Below are 19,871 nucleotides of genomic sequence, written 5' to 3' on the forward strand. Positions count from 1 at the left end.
TAGATTATTTGAGTTCATTGAAAAATTGTTTTATCCGTCGACTGACGGAGTGGCAGCCTGTAGAAAAAAATAAAAAACATAAAAAATAAGCGGGCGTAACTCATCCGTCGACTGACGGAGGCAGAGCGGCAGCCTGTAGAAAAAAATAAAAAAACATAAAAAATAATCGGGCGTAACTCATCCGTCGACTGACGGAGGTAGAGCGGCAGCCTGTAGAAAAAAATAAAAAAACATAAAAAATAATCGGGCGTAACTCATCCGTCGACTGACGGAGGCAGAGTGGCAGCCTGTAGGAAAAAATAAAAAAACATAAAAAATAAGCGGGCATAACTCATCCGTCAACTGACGGAGGCAGAGTGGCAGCCTGTAGAAAAAAATAAAAAAAACATAAAAAATATGCGGGCGTAACTCATCCGTCAACTGACGGAGGCAGAGTGGCAGCCTGTAGAAAAAAATAAAAAAAACATAAAAAATATGCGGGCGTAACTCAGTTGGTAGAGTGGCAGCTTCCCAAGCTGCATGTCGCGGGTTCGAGTCCCGTCGCCCGCTCAAAAAAATTTTTTTAGAGGTATTGAATATTTACTTTAAATCAGCTATAATTGGTACTCAATTTTTTGATAATATGTTTGGGCGCTTAGCTCAGCTGGTTCAGAGCACCTGCCTTACAAGCAGGGGGTCGTAGGTTCGAATCCTTCAGCGCCCACTCACTTAAGCCTTGTAATTCAATAAGTTACAAGGCTTTTTTAGTCTAAAGAAATTTCGACTGAAGTAGAAACTGAAGTAGTCTGGAATGCCTTCATAGGCTTTGTAAGATAGGCCAAATTAAAAAGCTTGACCTAAGATTATGTTTCCGGACGTATAACTCATTCACCCTAGTAAAATTTTACCAATGAATGCCATCAAACAAATTCATTCTATTTCCTAACTGGTAATTTAATTAGTAAGCTCCTAACTTTCTACTCCAATGAATCCTTCAACCGATTGCCGCTAAAAATATGTGTAAGACAACATAAATCGAAATTGTCTTTCCAGCTTTAAAAACAGTGTCTTATTTAAACACGCCTGAAATTATATAACCTGCTAAATCTGTAAATAAAGTATATTGCTGTCCCGGCTGTTAAAGTAAAGCAAAATTTTTTTTGACGGAGCCGCGCAATATAAATATAGCTTTACCAAAGAGTGAATATAATTGATGCTTCGCAACAACTGAATATAGACAGAAATGTTTTTAAATAATTCTCTAATGAAGTTTCTTAAATATGAGCAATTATTTTTTTTCATCGGAGAAGTGTAATTATAACAACTTTTGTGTATTTGTATTAGTATTACCTCGACGAATTTAACTGTCTTTCTCCAAATATAGTTTATCAATTTAAACTTCTGCTCTTTGTTTAATATATGCCGTGCTGTAAAAGTTATTGAACAGTATATGCCATTAATAAGCTGAACGATTTCGTTTGCTTAAAATATGGACTTATTGTATGCTCGCAGTAAAATGCTTAATTGGAATTCGATAATTTGTCATTAAGAACATTAAAAGCCGACTAGTTGAAATAAGGGGGATTCATGTTACAACATCAAAGCAAGTAATTTTAATATAACATATCAGAGTGACTGAAATAGTCCAAGCACTATCTTGAGAATAATTTACAAAAATGATAGTATTAATGTGATTAGTCCAGCAATAAATTTGTTCAGCTATGCAAGAGTAATTGTTGAAGGGCAGTCTAAATTTTTTTAAGTTGCCAATGTTCTTATGTGCGAAGAGGGGAAAAGATAATATTACGCTATGCAAAAGACATTGTAAAATGTCTTATAGCTATATCAACAGAGGACTTAAACATACGAGTAGAAATCACTACTTTTGAAAGGCTAATAAATCACAACACAATAAACAATCGCATGCATTAAATAAAATTATGCCAGATAAGGAAGCTAAATCAAGGATAAAAATAAATAAACTTCTGGAAGAAGCGGGCTGGCGGTTTTTTGACACTGAAGAGGGGAAAGCAAATATATTGTTGGAAAATAATGTGAAAATAACAGAGCGGAGGCTTAACGAGTTTGGTGAAAATTTTGAGCGCACAACAAACGGATTTGTTGATTTCCTTCTTCTTGACGATAGAGGGTTTCCACTTGTTGTGCTGGAAGCAAAAGCTGAAGATAAAAATCCGCTTTTTGGCAAAGAACAAGCGCGTAGATATGCAGAGGCTCAGCATTGTAGGTTTGTTATCCTTTCAAATGGAAATATTCATTATTTCTGGGATTTAGAAAGAGGCAATCCTCATATCATAAGTAAACTTCCATCGCTCCAAACAATAAAAGGGTATGAGACTTTTAAGCCCGATAGAAACCGATTGATTAATGAAATTATTAAGGACGATTACATTGTTCTTACACAAAAGCCCGATTATAAAAATGATCCTTCATATATTGACGAGCAAACTCGCAAGCGTTTTATTGAAGAAAATAAATTACGGTTTTTAAGAAAGTATCAATTACTTGCAATCACAGCAATTCAGAATGCAGTTCGCCAGGGGAAAGATAGATTCCTTTTTGAAATGGCTACAGGGACAGGTAAAACTCTTGTTTCTGCAGCAATTATAAAATTGTTTTTACGAACGGGAAATGCTCGTCGTGTATTATTTTTAGTAGACAGGCTTGAACTTGAAGATCAGGCATATAAAGCCTTCAGGGAATATTTAAAAAATGATTACACTACGGTTATCTATAAAGAGAATAGAGGTGATTGGCAAAAAGCTGAAATTGTAGTCTCTACTATTCAAACATTCCTATCAAAGAACCGATATAAAAGAGCATTTTCACCAGACGATTTTGACCTTGTGATATCTGATGAAGCTCACAGAAGCATAGGCGGAAATAGCCGTGCTGTGTTTGAATATTTTATTGGATATAAATTGGGATTAACAGCCACGCCAAAAAACTATCTAAAAAATATCGACATATCAAAACTTGGTGAAAATGACCCGCGTCAGCTTGAAAGAAGACTTCTTCTTGACACATACAAGACTTTTGGTTGTGAAAATGGCGAACCGACTTTCAGATATTCGCTTATTGATGGCGTTAGAGACGGCTTTCTGGTAAATCCGATTGTAGTCGATGCTCGAACGGAAATCTCTACTCAATTACTTTCTGATAAAGGCTATGCGGTCATTACACAAACCGAAGATGGAGAAAAAGTCGAAGAATTTTTTATTCATAAAGACTTTGAGAAAAAATTCTTTTCAGAAAATACAAATAGGGCATTTTGCGAAGCATTTATTAAAAATGCCCTTAGAGATCCTATAAGTAATGAAATAGGCAAAACAATTGTTTACTGTGTATCGCAAAACCACGCTGCTAAAATTACTCAAATACTAAACGAATTTGCAGACCAAATGTTTCCGGGGAAGTATCAATCTGATTTTGCTGTACAGGTTACTTCCAATGTTCCCGCTGCACAGCAATACGCCATTAACTTTTCCTATAATAATCTTTCTGGTTCTGGCAATTTTTTACCTATTTATAAAACCAGCAAAACAAGAGTGTGCGTAACAGTTGGTATGATGACAACAGGATATGACTGCCGGGATATTCTTAACCTCTGTTTAATGAGACCCATATTTTCAGCTACGGAGTTTATTCAAATCAAAGGAAGAGGCACAAGAAAATATGATTTTGCTAATGATATTACTGATTTGCTAAAAAGAAATAATGTGGGTGAAAAACAAAAAGAGAACTATAAGATTTTTGACTTCTTTGCTAATTGTGAGTATTTCGAAGAAAAATTTAATTATGATGAAGTCTTAGAATTGCCACGAATTTCAACCCGAAGTACAGGGGGTGACGATTCTAGGCTTCCAGTCGATTTCTTTGAAACCACACAACCCGATTCTATATTATCCATTGAAGAAACGGTTATTGGATACGAGGGCATGAAGATAGACCGTATGTATTTCCAGAAGTTTGAGAAAAAAGTTTTTGAACATCCGGCTCTTAAAGAATATGCAGAAAACGATAGATGGAATGAATTGATGACATACCTTGAGCAAAACATTCTTAACAAGCCTGAAGAGTATTTCACGCTTGAAAAATTGCGGAAATCGATTAACATCGATCGCCGTATTACATTGAGGGAAATTATTGAAAAAGTGTTCGGTATGATTCCATACTTTAAAACACGCGATGAACTTTTAGACGAGGAGTTTGATAAATTCGACAGCCGCTATTTGCCCAAGGAAGAGTATTTTGAATATGCAAAAACAGTGTTTAAGGCTTATATCCTTGATGCTGAATTTAGACAGATAATAGACAACGGCAATTTTGCATTGCTCAATGTGTCGCCGTATGGTGAAGCATTCAAGCGTTTATCCCCAGAGCTTCGTAAAGCTATTCCAGAATATATAAAGGATTTTGTTTCGCTAAATAAATTTGTTGCATAAAGAATATTAAAAAAATGAGTGAACTATTTTATTAACGAGCCTTTGTTTCTATTATTTAAAAACTTTGATTTAACTTCAGAAATATCATTATCGAAGAGTTAACATGTCGAAAAAAACGGAAAATTTCGACATGTTCTGTTTGATATGTCGAAAAAAACGGAAAATCTCGACATGTTTTATCAGTATGTTGAAAAAAGACAATTTGTTCATCAATTAAATTAGAAACTATGCTTGATTCTGAAACTAAAAGACGAATCGACACCGCCCGTGATATCCTTGTGGGCAAAGTGCCCGACCCAAAGAGTCAGGTGGAGCAGATTACCATCGCCCTAATCTACAAGTTTATGAATGACATGGATAAAGAATCACTAGAGATGGGCGGTAAGCGAACCTTTTTCACAGGAGAATATGAAAAATATAGCTGGGACAAAATTTTTGACCCTCGTCTTGGTGGGCATGAGATGCTCAGTCTTTATGCTGATGCCATAACAAGGATGAGTCAGAATACCAATTTGCCCGAGCTTTTTCGTAACATTTTCAAAAACGCCTATTTGCCCTATCGCGACCCCGAAACGCTCAAACTCTTTCTGAAAACCATAAACGAATTCACCTACGACCATTCCGAGAGCCTCGGCGATGCTTTTGAGTATTTGCTTTCTGTACTTGGCAGTCAGGGCGATGCCGGGCAATTTCGCACCCCACGGCATATAATCGATTTTATGGTTGAAATAGTTAGCCCTCAAAAAAACGAACTCATCCTTGACCCTGCCTGCGGCACTGCCGGATTTTTAATTTCAGCATACAAATATATTATGCGTGAAAATACTTCCGAAAAATACCGCTCACAAAACGGTAACGGAAGAGGCGACTTGCTTACTACCGATGAAAAGAAAAAACTGCTTACCAACTTCAAAGGCTATGACATTTCGCCCGATATGGTGAGAATTTCGCTTGTCAATATGTATCTTCACGGCTTTGTAAACCCTCAAATATACGAATACGACACCCTGACGAGCGAAGACCGATGGAACGAATATGCCGATGTAATCCTTGCCAACCCTCCCTTTATGACTCCGAAGGGAGGTATCAAGCCGCATAAAAAGTTTAGCGTGCAGAGTAAACGTAGCGAGGTGCTTTTTGTCGACTATATCGCCGAGCATCTTACTCCCACAGGAAGGGCGGCGGTGATTGTCCCCGAAGGCATTATTTTCCAGAGTGCAAATGCCTATAAGCAGCTTCGCAGGATGCTGGTTGAAAATTATCTGTATGCTGTGGTCTCGCTGCCTGCCGGAGTTTTTCAGCCTTATTCAGGGGTGAAGACCTCAATCCTGCTTATGGATAAAGAACTTGCCAGAAAGACCGATAGCATTCTGTTTATAAAAATTGAAAACGACGGCTTTGACCTCGGTGCCCAGCGCCGCCCCATTGACAGAAACGATCTGCCCGATGCTCTGCAGGTGATCCGTGAATATCTGGGTAAGGTAAGAAATGGCAAAGTGGATGAATTTAATGCCGACGAAAAACCCTGCTCTGCCCTGCTGGTGAAAAAAGAAAAACTTGCCGAAAATGGCGAATATTACCTCACCGGCGATAGATACCGGGTAGTAGAAAAACGCAAACACCGGAAATGGCCAATGGTGAAGCTGGGGGAGGTGTGTGAGATTGAAACTGGTTCACGTCAAAAAGGTGGAGCTGTTGAAAAAGGTATTTATAGTATTGGTGGAGAACAAATATCAGAAGATGGATCAATACGATTCGACAAAATGAAATATATTACAGAAGAATATTTCAAAGAAATGAAAAAAGGTATCCTTCATTATGGGGACGTATTAATGGTAAAAGATGGAGCTACTACTGGGAAAATTGGATATTGGAAATACAGTGATAAAGCGGCTGTCAATGAGCATGTTTATATATTTAGAGCCAATAAAGATATCAAAAACCAATTTCTTTTTAGAATATTACAATCAAATCAATTCAAAAGTTTATTGCAACCATATATAAAAGGTATAATTGGTGGTGTAAGTTTAGAAATTAAAAATATCCAAATCCCACTCCCTCCGCCTGAAGTGCAGCAAGAGATAGTGGCAGAGATAGAAGGCTACCGGAAGCTTATCGACGGCTGCAGGCAGGTGATAGATGCCTGGAAGCCCGATGTGGAAGGCTACCTGGAGGAAGAGCTCAAGACCTACCTTGCAGAGCACCCGGGAAAGCAGGAAGAACTTGCCGAAGGTCACCGCCCTGAGCCTGTCGAAGGGTGGCCGATGGTGAAGCTGGGAGAGGTATGTGAGATAAATCCTGACTCCGTCTATCCATACGATATATTTGGTGAAACTGAAATTGTTTACATTGACATAACTTCCGTAGAGAATGGAACAGGAAAAGTCTCTTTTGAAAACAAAATTTCAGCTAAAAATGCTCCGAGCCGTGCAAAACGAGTAATAAAAGAAAATGATATTTTGTTATCAACTGTTCGTCCTAACTTAAAAGCTTTTGCACTACTTAAAGGATTACCAAAGAATTCAATTGCTTCAACAGGATTTGCTGTATTAAGGAGTAAAGAAAGCATAATCCCTGAATATCTTTATACTTGTATTTTTTCAGAAGCAACTATGAAACAAATGACAATTAAAATGGGTAAAGGGGCATATCCCAGCATAAATACTAATGATGTTGAAAATTTAACAATCCCCCTTCCGCCCCTTGAAGTCCAGCAGCGTATTGTCGAAAAAATCGAATCCGAGCGGAGGGTGATAGACAGCCTGCGGGAGATGGTGAAGGCCTATGAGGAGAAGATAAAAAGGGTGATTGATAAGGTGTGGGGGGGTGTGGTATAATATAAAGGATACAAGGTTAAATGTTTAATAGCTATGAAAAAATTACTTACTGGAGAGAATAAAATGAGTTTTATGAGTAAAAGATTATATTCTTATTATGAAGAAAATAATCTTAGAGGTTATCAAGGAATTTTGATAGATGAAACTCAGACTAAAGGTTTGTTTATAGATAATGTAAAAAAGAAACTTATAGATAAACCTCAAAGAGATGAATTTATTAATTATTTACAAGTCTTACAACAAGATACAGGTTTTCAATTATCTGAAACACTTTTGGCAGATATTCAAGCATTACAAAATTCAGTAATAGATGTTCAAGATTTTAGAATCGGGGAAGCATTGGCAGAGGTGGTATTGGAAGAAAATTTTAATTGTCGTTTTTATTGGAATGAGCTTCGGGATTCTCGAAACCCAAAAGGAAATAAAACAGGAGCCGATTTAGTGGGGTTTATCGAAATAGATAATGGTGAAGTATTATTTTTATTTGGTGAAGTAAAAACATCGTCAGAAAAACAATCGCCTCCTCAAGTTATGACGAATCCTTATGGGTTAGAAAATCAATTAAGAGACTTATATAAAGATAAAAATAAACGACTAATACTTATTTCATATATTAAAAACAAAATTAATCTAATAAAAAATGATACTTTTAAAAATGATTTTGCTGCTGCTATAAAAAACTATTATAATCAACATAACTCAACATATATGTTATATGGTATTTTAGTAAGAGATACAAATCCAGATAAAAAAGACTTAAAACAAAGTTTTGATAAATTAAACAAAGAAATTCTTGAAAATACGATAGGATTAAAATTACTCGCTATTTATCTGCCTCTTCCCAAAGAAAAATGGCTAAATATCATAAATGGATTAGAAAAATGAAAGCGAACGAAAAATATAATATTCTTTCAAAGACTTTTCCTGAATTAATTCAGAATATTAATTTAATTATACAAAAGGCAAAAATTGCTAATCGATTTGAAACTATTAGATTGAATGAAAGTGAATTTCAAGAAATATCAAGAGCTAAAGAATTATGTGAACTTAAAATTATCGAATTATGGGATAAACAAGATACTGAAGATTTTAAAGTTCTCTGTTCGATTTATTTTGATTTAGCAACTATCAAGGTAGAAGAAATTGATTCAGATGAATATATTTTCGAACTAATTAAAATAATCACATTTGGATACTTAGGAGAACATTCTCATTTTGTAAAAGATTTTTTAAACCAACAGATAGAACAAATATTTGATTTAGATATACCTAAAAGATGGAATAGTAGGTTATTGAGAAAATGTTTTCAAGTTATTGTAAGTTTAGTCATAAAAAAATCGTGGAATGATATTTCTAAAGCAGTTGAATTAATAAACCAGTTGCGAGAAGAACAAAAACAATATGAAGGGATCTTCTTAAATCAAATAAAAGAAGAAAGCCAACCTTATGGAGCAGCTGAAATTGTCTCTCTTTATCATTTTGCTAAAACAATTGAAATATTAGGACAATATCTTTTAGAAGGGAAAATTGAGAATAGCCATTATGACATTGAGAATAAAATAAAATACCATATAAGAATTGCAAAGGAGTTTGCCAATGCATCAGGGAATATGATGCTGGAACTACTATATCAATATCTTGAAGCATTTGGGATTAAACTCATAAGAAATACTATCTGGTATACATTAACCGGCGTAAATCATTGGGTAAGTGAATTTAATAAATTCATTAGCAAACAAAAACAAAATCCAATCTTTGAGTTATTATATCCACAAAAGGAATCTATATTAAAAGGCGAATTATTAAATCCTGCTTACAGAACATTTGTAGTAAGTTTACCAACATCCAGTGGAAAAACTTTAATAGCAGAATACAAGATTTTACAGGCACTTAATGAATTCAAAAAAAGAGGTGGATGGGTGGCATATATTGTACCCACTAAGGCATTAGTTAATCAAATTTATATCCGTTTAAATAAAGATTTCAATCCTATTGGATTAAAAATAGAGAAAGCTAGTGGCGCCATAGAAATAGATGGATTTGAGTCATATTTAGTAGAAAATAAAGGAGATTATACTGACTTTGACGTATTGGTTACTACTTATGAAAAATTAAATCTTTTAATAAGGCAAGGATTAGGCACTACTGAAAAAAGACCTCTTGTTTTGGTTGTAGTAGATGAAGCTCATAATATTGAAGAAAAACAAAGAGGGCTTAATCTGGAATTATTATTGGCAACAATTAGAAATGACTGTAAAGAAGCAAACTTTATGCTTTTAACTCCAGATATTCCTAATGCAAAACAAGTAGCCGAATGGCTTGGAGGTGAACGAGGCAAAAATATACAAATTGAATTTGACTGGTGGCAACCCAACGAACGTGTAGTTGGTACTTTGAAAACTGAAGGAAGAGGTAGAAATTTTGATATTTATTTACAAACTTTAAATACTGTAAAAGGCTCGTATAATATTGGGAATAAAATTCCTATAATTAAAATAAAAAGTGAAAATATAATAAAATCAAAGGTTACATCTTCTAAATTAGAATTCTTAAAGTTTTTTAGCAGTAAAATTTTAAGTTATAATTCACCTATTATTATCTTAGCATCAGGTATATCAGAAACCTATACAATTGCAGATTATTTGACGGAAAACTGCAATCATAATTTTAATAATGATGAAGATATTGATTTATTGAAGAAGTTTGTTCAAAGTGAATTGGGTAATGATTTCCCACTTGTTAAATATTTAGATAAAAGAATCGCCATTCATAGTTCAGCTATTCCCGACGAAATAAGATACTTAATTGAATTACTTATGACAGAGGGAAAGTTACAAGCACTTGTTGCAACAACTACTATTGCACAAGGTATAAATTTTCCAGTTTCAGCTGTAGTTATGGGATCATATAATTATCCATTTCAAGGACCAATGCCAACTCGTGATTTTTGGAATCTTGCCGGCCGTGTTGGTCGTGTGGGTCAGAAATCAATGGGTTGGATTGGAATGGTTTCCAAAAAAACACGAGATGAAAAAAATATTGCTGATTACGTTAAAAAAGCATCTACTGATTTACTCTCACAATTAGAAAGTGTTGTTGAAACCGCAATGAATAATCAAAACGAGGATTTTTCTAAATGGCTTTATTTAGATGAAAGATGGTCAGCGGTATTGCAATATATTTCTCATTTACGAACCCAAATAGCCGATTTAAATGAGTTTATAAATCATCTCGAAGAAAAATTACAAGCAACTCTTGGTTTCAAGCAAATATCGGAAGAGAAAAAAAGATTCTTAATAAGTAAACTGAGAGAATATGCTCAGAAAATATCATTAGAATATGCCCGAATAGCTGACTCCACTGGATTTTCAACCGTCTCCATTAGACTAATCATTTCAAGATTAGCCCAATCAAATATTTCACCAAATGATTGGAGAAAAGAACAACTCTTTTCGGAGCAAAATGAAACTATGAAAAAATTGGTAGGTATTATGATGAATACCTATGAAATAAGAAAATCATTAGAAGAAATAAAAATTGGTGATAATATTTTAGATCAAAAAAGCATTTCTCGATTAATTCTTAATTGGGTAAATGGAAAAACCATTTATGACATAGCTAAAAGTCTATTTCCAAATGAAGATTTAACAAAAGCAATTGAGAAAACAACTAAAGCCATTTATAAAGTAATAGCGAACATTGGAAGCTGGGGAATATCAGCAATTCAAAAGATACCAACTAGTGGAATTGATTGGAATGATCTATCCGAAGTTGAAAAGAAAAAAATGATGAATATCCCAGCATATCTTTTTTATGGTGTTAATACTGACGAAGGAGTTTTAATGCGAAAAGCAAACGTTCCAAGAAGTATTGCTAATAACATTGGTTTAATATATAAAAACAACATGGGAGAAGAAATTTATAATGTAAAAACTGCTACGGTAAGTTCTTGGTTAAAGGAGCAACGATTAGAAATTTGGGAGCAGGCAATACCAACAAATTCTCCATTAACTGCAGAGGAGTATAAAAGAATCTGGGAAAAGTTAAATTATTAAATAACTATTTGTTATTTTATCATAATTTATAATTTCACAAAGCATTCCCCCCCTCCCTCCCCTCGAAGTCCAGAGCCGTATTGTCTCTAAAATCGAAGCCGAGCGGAAGCTGTAAAATTGTTAGAATCCTAATGCGCTCATATAAAAAATGCTTTCATATCGTATGGCAGGCATTTACCTATGGCTATGATTCGGCGGTAAAATTCGGCGTGTTCTCAGGAGTTATTCGCGCGGAACTCTTTGCCGGCTGTAATGGTAGAACTGTCGCCAAAAAACACACACGTAATATTGCCGGTATAAGATATCGGTATCGGCATTAGTAAATCGTATTCGTTATTATCATTATCGAACAAAAACAGGGGGATAAATCCTATGTTGCAGATAGAATCCAGGCTGAATGAATTACGCGAGTGGATCGAAACAGCTGATGCCGACATTTTAACAATTTACGCCGACGTTAATCCGGCCAATCCGGAAAATGCGGGTCGTTCATGGCTCAAAAGAATTAAGAATGCGTTGCAGGAATTGCCCGAAATCCGCGACAGTCAGGGAAAGAGGGACGAACCATTGTATGACCTCGTAATGGAACTTTTGGAACAAGAAAAACCGGAAGCGCGTACACTCGCGCTCTTTGCATATCGGGACAAAAATAAAAAATTGAGAGCCGAACGACTCGATTTACAGATTGATTTGCCCATTGTGAATTTGGCAAACGGGCGTGTAGACGTACGTTACGGCGATCCGTATTTAACTCCATTGTTGTTTGCCGTCGACGAATATGAACGCACGGGTATATTGATAATGAAGCCTGACGGTTGGAAATTTTACGAAGTCTTTTTAGGCGAAGCGCGCGAAGTTGAAGAGATCTTCGGAGATACGCCCGGCGAAGACTGGAATCTGATCGCAAAATCTAACGAAAGAATTTCAACGGAAATGAATTATCGCGCTGCCAATCCGGGCGGACGTTTTGATAAGTTATCGCCCAAAGATCGCGCGTCTGCAAGGACGGATGCCTGGCTCAATAAATATTATAATAAATTAGCCCGCGCTCTCAGTAGAACCGTAGACTCTCTACCGATCGAGCGACTGGCGCTGGTAGGCGAAAAATGGCAAACCTCGCATTTTGAAACTTATTTAACGAGACGTTTGCAAAACCGGATTGTCGCCAGAATTCCGCTGTGGCCCGACTCAGGAAAACTGTCGCCGAATACGGTTTGGCGGAGGGTTGAGCTAGCGCTTATTGAGGCGGAAAGAAAAAACGAAATGGAACTGCTGGATAAATTAAACGGAAATGAAGGACTACGCGGGATAGATAAGGTTCTGGACGCATTACAGATGGGGAGAGTACAGGTTTGGATATTGCCCTGGTCGCTCGATATAAATATATGGCGGTGTTCAGAGGGCGGTTTTATAGCCGCTTCGCGTGAGATAGCCGAAACTGTTTGCAGCCAACCTGAAGAAGTTCCGTTGCGTGAATACGTACTAAGATTGGCAGCGGAATACGGCTCCGATTTAGAATTCGTGCGGGGCAAAGCGGAAGAACGTCTTTTGAAGGAAATGGGGGGGATGGCGGCGCTGCCAAGATGGTAATCCCTTTTAATGAAAACTATTTCCTTAATTAATATTTTCGATTGAAACAAAGCCGTAACGCGCCGGGTTACGGCTTTTTTATTTTTTAGAAGCGGGAAATTGTAAATAACGCCCTGCCGTAAGGGTATGCAAATCTACGGTATTATTTCCCAATCGTAAGGAATTTATTATCTTAACGATTAGAAATTCGGGGGAAAATAGATTCTGTGAGTAATATCTTACGGTGAAATTTATGTCGGACTTTCGGCTCAAATTTATTTTTATAATACTTCTTGCAATAAATATACCGGTTAATGCCCAGTACAGGAGTCTTCGGTTCGAGCATTTTACTCCGAACGAAGGATTATCACGCGCAAGCGTCACCTGTATTATACAAGACAACAAAGGATTTATATGGGCGGGCACGTTTAACGGACTGAACCGCTTTGACGGTTATGATTTTCAGGTTTATCATTATGTTCAGAATGATTCCACGAGTTTGAGCCACAATTACATCTCTTCGATTACTCAGGATTACAAAGGAGACCTGTGGGTTGGCACCAGCGACGGCTTGAATAAATACGTCGGTTCACGCGACAATTTTGTGCGTTTCCGGCGCGACGGGAAAAATCCTTTTTCCGTAAGCGACAACCAAATCGAAACAATTTTTGAAGACAGTCAAAAACGACTCTGGATAGGGACTCGAAACGGAGGACTGAATTTATACGACGAAAAGACCAATCGTTTCAAACATTATTATTACAAGGAGAATAATCCCGGCGGAATCAGCAGCAATTTTGTAAGGGAAATATTCGAAGACAATAAGGGCAGGCTTTGGATAGGACACTGGAACGGCTCTATCGACATTAAAAACGCGAACGATTCGCTTTTTAAGCCGCTTTATTTGAACGGCAAAAAACTTACGAATATGCCCGTGACCGCCATATCGCAATCGCCCGACGGAACCGTTTGGATAGGCACTCAGGGCGACGGACTTCTCAGGCTTACTTTCAACGACGATGATTCTTTATCGGTAAAAAGATATATTCACAATCCGGCTAACGGCAACAGCATTAGCGGAAACGTTGTATTTTCCCTTATGATTGACAGAAACGGATTTGTTTGGATAGGGACGGAAGACGAAGGACTTTCGATTTACGATCCTGCCAACGACAACTTCATTGTTTACAAGGCTAACCCGATTGAGCCGTTCAGCTTAAATAACAATTCGATCTATTCAATTTATGAAGACAGGGACGGTAACGTATGGCTGGGTACGTATGCGGGAGGAATAAATCTCGTCGTAAAAGGGAAAGCTTATTTCCACCATTATAAAAATATTCCCGGTAACAAATATTCGCTGGGGCATAACATAGTAAATTGTTTCTGGGAGGACGCCAGAGGCAATATCTGGATTGCAACGGGCGGAAGCGGCATCGATATCTTCGACAGGAAGACTAACAGGTTTTCACACAAGAAACTCAGAAAAAACGACGGCAGTATTGATGTGGTCCTCTCATTTTACGAAGACAGTAACGGGAATCTCTGGATCGGAACTTGGGGCAACGGGCTGTTCAAGTACGATACCAAATCGGAACAGTTTACTCATTATACCAAGGATAACCGGGGATTGGCCAGCGATAATATCTTTCAAATGGTCGAAGACGACAATAAACAATTGTGGCTTTGTACTTTCTGGGGCGGGCTTACGCGACTGGATATCGAAACGGGCAAAGTAAAAATATACAATACGGATAATTCGGGCATTAGCGACAACGATTTAAGGGCTATCATTAAAGACCATACGGGCAAACTCTGGATCGGTACGGATATCGGACTCGAATTATTCGATCCTAAAACCGAAACTTTCAAACTCTTCAGGCATAATAACGAAGACTCAAAAAGTATTACGAAAGGATTTGTTACTTTTATACTCGAGGCGCGCGATTCGTCGCTCTGGATTGGAACCACAAGCGGACTCAACAAGTACGAACCCGAAACCGGCGGATTCGTTCACTTCACTACTCAGGACGGGCTGCCCGGCGACGAAGTAATGGCTATTGTGGAAGATAAAAACAATAACCTCTGGATAAGCACCACAAAAGGGATTACGCGTTTTAATCCTTCCGACGGGACGGTTAAAAATTATGACGTTTCCGACGGATTGCAAAACGGCGAATTTACCGCCCGGTCCGGTTATATGACTTCGAAAGGGGAAATATTATTCGGCGGAAATAACGGATTCAATCTTTTCGAACCCGACAAATTGGTAGACAATAAATCGGTGCCGCCTGTTTACATTACAGACTTGAAGATTTTCAATAAGCCTGTAGCAGTAGGTAAAGAAGATTCCCCTTTGAAAGAAAATTTAATCAATACAAAAGAATTGATCCTATCATACAAGCATTCCGTTATCTCTTTCGGATTTGTCGCGCTTAATTACAACAGCCCCGAAAAAAATCAATATGCTTATATGCTGGAAGGTTTCGACAAAGATTGGAACTATGTAGGAAACGTCCGAACCGCTACATACACGAATCTCGACCCCGGAGAATACATATTAAAAGTGAAAGCGTCGAACAACGACGGGGTCTGGAACGAAGCGGGAGCTGTATTGAACATTGTAATTGAACCGCCGTTCTATAAAACATGGTGGGCATATCTCATCGAATTTTTGATGCTAAGCATAATCGCTTATTTTATTTCTAATTATTATATGAGCCGGAAGCGTCTCAGAAACGCATTGAAAAAGGAACATATCGAACTCGAAAAGATGTACGAACTCGACCACCTGAAAAATCAATTTTTCACAAATATATCGCACGAACTGCAATCGCCGCTCACGCTTGTTTTAAGTCCCCTTGAAAAAATAATCTCTTCCGAAGATGTGGGCGATAAAATAAAGAATAATCTGATGGTTATTTATCGTAATGCCAAACGGCTTCAACGGATGGCAAATCAATTGAAAGATTTGAATAAACTCGACACCGGCGATCTCAAATTGTATTTGTCGAGAGGAGATATTATTAATTTCATTCGGGAGAGTACGTATTCTTTCCATGATATTGCAATCGACCACAAAATTGATTTCCGCTTTTCTTCAGGGGTTGAAAATTATATCGCCTGGTTCGATGCCGATAAAATAGACAAGGTAATTTATAATCTCCTGTCGAATGCGTTTAAATTTACTCCCGACGGCGGCGTCATTTCGGTCTCGGTTAATATTATCGGCTCCGGCGATTTCAAAGGAAACGGTGCGGACGAAAATGCGGATAATTACATTGAAATTATTGTTGAAGATACGGGAATAGGCATTCCGGAAAACAAAATCGAACATATTTTCGAACGTTATTATCACATCGAAGATTATAAAGGCAAACGTTACGACGGAATGGGAATCGGTCTAGCTCTGGTTTACGAACTGATTAAACTCTACAGGGGTTGCATTTTAGTTGAAAGCAAAGAAGGCGAAGGAGCCAAATTTACGGTGCAAATTCCTTTGGACGAACATTACCTGGAAGAAAATCAGCTCGTGGCAAAATTCAAACTGTCGTCGAACAATCAATTTTTACCCGAACCGGGCAACGGAAAGAACAATGAAGCCTCTCTCGTTAAATACAAATTGCACAACGTTCCGGTTTTGTTGATAGTAGAAGACGACGACGAAATAAGGGAATATATTAAGAATTCATTCCAGTACGCTTATCGCGTGCACGAAGCCGAAGACGGCGAAACAGGCTACAAAAAAGCCCTGCAAATTATTCCCGATATTATAATTAGCGACGTCAAAATGAAAAAATTGGACGGCATTACTTTGTGCAATAAACTCAAGAACGACAAAAAAACGAGTCATATTCCCGTAATAATTTTAACAAGTTACAATACGCAGGAATACCATATTAAGAGCATCAATCAGGGGGCTGACGCATATTTGCCCAAACCTTTCAACATAAGCGTGCTCGAAGCTTATATTACAAATCTTCTCGAATCGAGAAAGAAAATGCAGGAAAAATTCAGCAAAGAATTTATCTACGGCGATTCGAAAATTCCTTTAACGGACATCGACGCCCGCTTCCTCGAAAGTCTTGTTAAAATAATCGAAGATCACATATCCGACGAAAAATTCAACGCCGATATGCTGAGTAAAGAAATCGGAATGAGCAGAATGCAATTATACAGGAAATTGAGAGGGTTGACGGATCAAACCGTGCACGAGTTCATTCGAAATATCAGATTGAAAAAAGCCACGCAAATGCTCGAACAGAAAAAAATGACCATTACGGAAATAGCTTATGCCGTCGGTTTTAACGATTTGACATACTTTGCCCGCTGTTTCAAAAAACAATACGGCAAATCCCCCTCCGAATACATGTCGAATAAAAATAATTGACCCGCGCCCTAACGCTGCCAATGTTACTATAGTCCTGATTTTTGTTACTAATATCCAAGACAATCGCTTGCAATCCGAATATTTTGTCATGCGTCTTAAATTTTTACTTACCGGAGGAACAATGAAGAGGACAAATTTATTATTCGTATTGCTGATAATTATTGCCGCGGCATGCGCCCGCGATGGGTATGAATACTCTGAAGCGGTTGTAGTCCAGACTTCGAAATCTGGCGATAAACTGTCAGAGAAGGGACTTTTCAATTTAAGCTCTCAGGGGTATAACTCCGATATCCTAATTAAGCTTGAACCGGACACGCTTTATCAAAAAATTGTCGGATTCGGAGGCGCGTTTACTGAATCTTCGGCTTATGTTCTAAATCAAATCAGTCCCGAAAAAAGAACAGAGGTATTGAACGCATATTTCTCAAAATCGGGCGCTGATTATTCATTGATGAGAACTCATATTAACAGTTGCGATTTTTCGCTGAAAAATTATTCATATGCCGATGTGCCCGGCGATACGGCTCTGAAATATTTTACCGTCAAAGAGGATTTGGACGATTTAGTTCCGCTGATTAAAGATGCCCGGAAAATCTCTGCGGAAGGTTTCAAGCTGTTAGCGTCGCCCTGGACGGCTCCGCCGTGGATGAAAGACAATAACGATTGGAACGGAGGATCTTTAAAACCGGAATACTATCCGGTCTGGGCTAAATTCTTTGTAAAATATATTGAAGCTTATGACAGTCTGGGAATCGATATTTGGGGAGTGACAGTCGAAAACGAGCCGCTGGGGAACGATGAAAATTGGGAAAGCATGATTTATACTCCCGAACAAATGGCTGATTTCGTTAAGAATCATTTGGGACCGACTTTCCAAAAAGAAGGCATCGACGCTAATATTTTGATTTACGACCAGAACAGGGACGAAGTTGTAGAGTGGGCGGAAAAAATTCTCGGCGATCCCGACGCGGCAAAATACGTATGGGGAACGGCGGTTCACTGGTACAGCAGTACAATTTCGTGGTATCCCGAAGCTTTGAATGAAGTGCACAAAAAATTTCCCGATAAACACTTAATGCACACCGAAGGGTGTATCGATTCGGAAGTCCCGGTTTGGAAGGACGACCTCTGGTACTGGAGCAAAGAGGCTACCGATTGGGGTTACGATTGGGCTTCTCCGGAAACCAAGCATCTGCATCCTAAATACGTGCCCGTATTCCGATATGCGCGTGATATTATCGGGGGGCTTAACAGTTGGCTTACAGGATGGATCGACTGGAATATAGTTCTCGACGATAAAGGAGGACCGAATCACGCTCAAAATTGGTGCATTGCGCCTGTAATCGTTAAACCTGAAGAAGACGAGGTTTATTACACTCCGCTCTATTACGTAATGTCGCATTTCAGCAAGTATATAAGACCGGGGGCTCATAGGATTAAACTCGATATTAACAATTCCGGTATTATGGCGACAGCGGCAATCAACGAAGACAAATCGATTGCAGTCGAATTATTTAATCCGACTGAAAAAGAATTTACATACTCGGTTGAGATTGCAGGAAAATATATTAATTACAATCTGCCCGGGAATTCATTGCAAACAATTATTATAAAATGATATGCCGGTTGAATTAAAAAACAACAAACTGAGTCTTATAATTGAACTGCCTGAAGAAGGTTATTCCGGCGCGCGTTTCGACTATACCGGAAAAATTAGAAGAGTTATTTATAACGGTATTGAATTCGGTACAACCGAATCCGAAAAGTACGACCTCAAAAAAGGCTGCGGTTTTTTTAATGAATTCGGCATCGACAGTCCTTTGGGGTACGATGAAATTAAGCCCGGCGAAGAATTTATTAAACCGGGAGTCGGATATTTAATAAAAGAGTCGGATAAACCATACGATTTCTTTTTCGAATATAAATTCCGCCCGTTTGATTTCGATTATTGTATAGAGCAGGGGAAAATTATTTATCGTTATCTCTGCAATTCTATCGGTTATGTTTTTGAAGCCGAAAAAGAAATCGCTTTGACGGGCAATCAATTCGATATTAAATACAAAATTGAAAATAAAGGCGATAAAGTTATTCGAACCAACGAGTATGTTCACAATTTCATTTCGGTTAATTCGGAGAAGATATCTGGGACTTATCGGTTGATTTTTCCATTTGAAATCATAAAAGAAGAAATTCATAAAGTAATCGATAAAGAAAACAATTTAATATTCGGCGGAAATTTTCTCTCCTGGAAGAATGAACCTCAAACCGAATATTTTCTGGAAAATATAAACAGTAATTGCAAAGCTGAATGGAGGATTATAAACAGAACATACGGATGTATGATATCCGAAAAGGGAAATTTCGCGGCGTCTAAAATCAATTTATGGGGAAAACGTCATGTGGTTAGTCCGGAATTGTTCAAAAAAATCGAATTGAATCCGGGCGAAAAAGACGAATGGATAAGAACTTTTACGTTTGATATAAATATTGAAAACGTTTGAAAACAATAAAATAAATGAAAAAATACGATGTTACTATAGTACTATTAATTGTTACTATAAGCCGAGATTAAACAATA

At 37.6% G+C, this 19,871-nt stretch carries 8 protein-coding genes and 2 tRNA genes; all 10 read left to right on the top strand.

The window, feature by feature from the left end; translation table 11 throughout:
• The first annotated feature begins 476 nt into the window (after nt 1–476).
• Nucleotides 477–549, top strand: a tRNA-Gly gene (locus ACOYVE_RS04495).
• Nucleotides 550–628: 79 nt separating this feature from the next.
• Nucleotides 629–703: transfer RNA gene (locus tag ACOYVE_RS04500), tRNA-Val, on the top strand.
• A 1,216-nt stretch (nt 704–1,919) separates the two neighbouring features.
• Nucleotides 1,920–4,442 carry a DEAD/DEAH box helicase family protein gene (locus ACOYVE_RS04505; protein ID WP_014854804.1) on the top strand — a complete coding sequence of 841 codons (2,523 nt, stop codon included), beginning with the start codon at nt 1,920–1,922 and terminating at the stop codon, nt 4,440–4,442.
• A gap of 227 nt (nt 4,443–4,669) precedes the next feature.
• A complete protein-coding gene (locus ACOYVE_RS04510) occupies nt 4,670–7,279 on the top strand; it encodes an N-6 DNA methylase (RefSeq protein ID WP_014854803.1) in 2,610 nt (869 codons plus the stop codon).
• 33 nt (nt 7,280–7,312) lie between these two features.
• Nucleotides 7,313–8,164: a hypothetical protein gene (locus ACOYVE_RS04515; RefSeq protein ID WP_226990960.1), complete on the top strand. Its 852-nt coding sequence runs from the start codon at nt 7,313–7,315 to the stop codon at nt 8,162–8,164.
• Entirely contained in the window at nt 8,161–11,334 is a 3,174-nt protein-coding gene (locus ACOYVE_RS04520) for a DEAD/DEAH box helicase (RefSeq protein WP_014854801.1), read from the top strand. The genes ACOYVE_RS04515 and ACOYVE_RS04520 overlap by 4 nt, the downstream gene beginning before the upstream one ends.
• A 372-nt stretch (nt 11,335–11,706) precedes the next feature.
• A complete protein-coding gene (locus tag ACOYVE_RS04525) occupies nt 11,707–12,924 on the top strand; it encodes a VLRF1 family aeRF1-type release factor (RefSeq protein WP_014854800.1) in 1,218 nt (405 codons plus the stop codon).
• A gap of 232 nt (nt 12,925–13,156) precedes the next feature.
• Nucleotides 13,157–17,293, top strand: a complete 4,137-nt coding sequence (locus tag ACOYVE_RS04530) for a two-component regulator propeller domain-containing protein (protein ID WP_422881015.1) — start codon at nt 13,157–13,159, stop codon at nt 17,291–17,293.
• 121 nt (nt 17,294–17,414) lie between these two features.
• Complete coding sequence (locus ACOYVE_RS04535; RefSeq protein ID WP_422881017.1) at nt 17,415–18,911, top strand: glycoside hydrolase family 30 protein; 1,497 nt, start codon at nt 17,415–17,417, stop codon at nt 18,909–18,911.
• Between the two features lies 1 nt (nt 18,912).
• Nucleotides 18,913–19,794, top strand: coding sequence for a hypothetical protein (locus ACOYVE_RS04540; RefSeq protein ID WP_422881018.1), 882 nt, complete (start codon nt 18,913–18,915; stop codon nt 19,792–19,794).
• Nucleotides 19,795–19,871 lie beyond the last annotated feature (77 nt).

It is taken from the genome of Melioribacter sp. (assembly GCF_049325435.1).
Classification (GTDB): Bacteria; Bacteroidota; Ignavibacteria; order Ignavibacteriales; family Melioribacteraceae; genus Melioribacter; species Melioribacter roseus.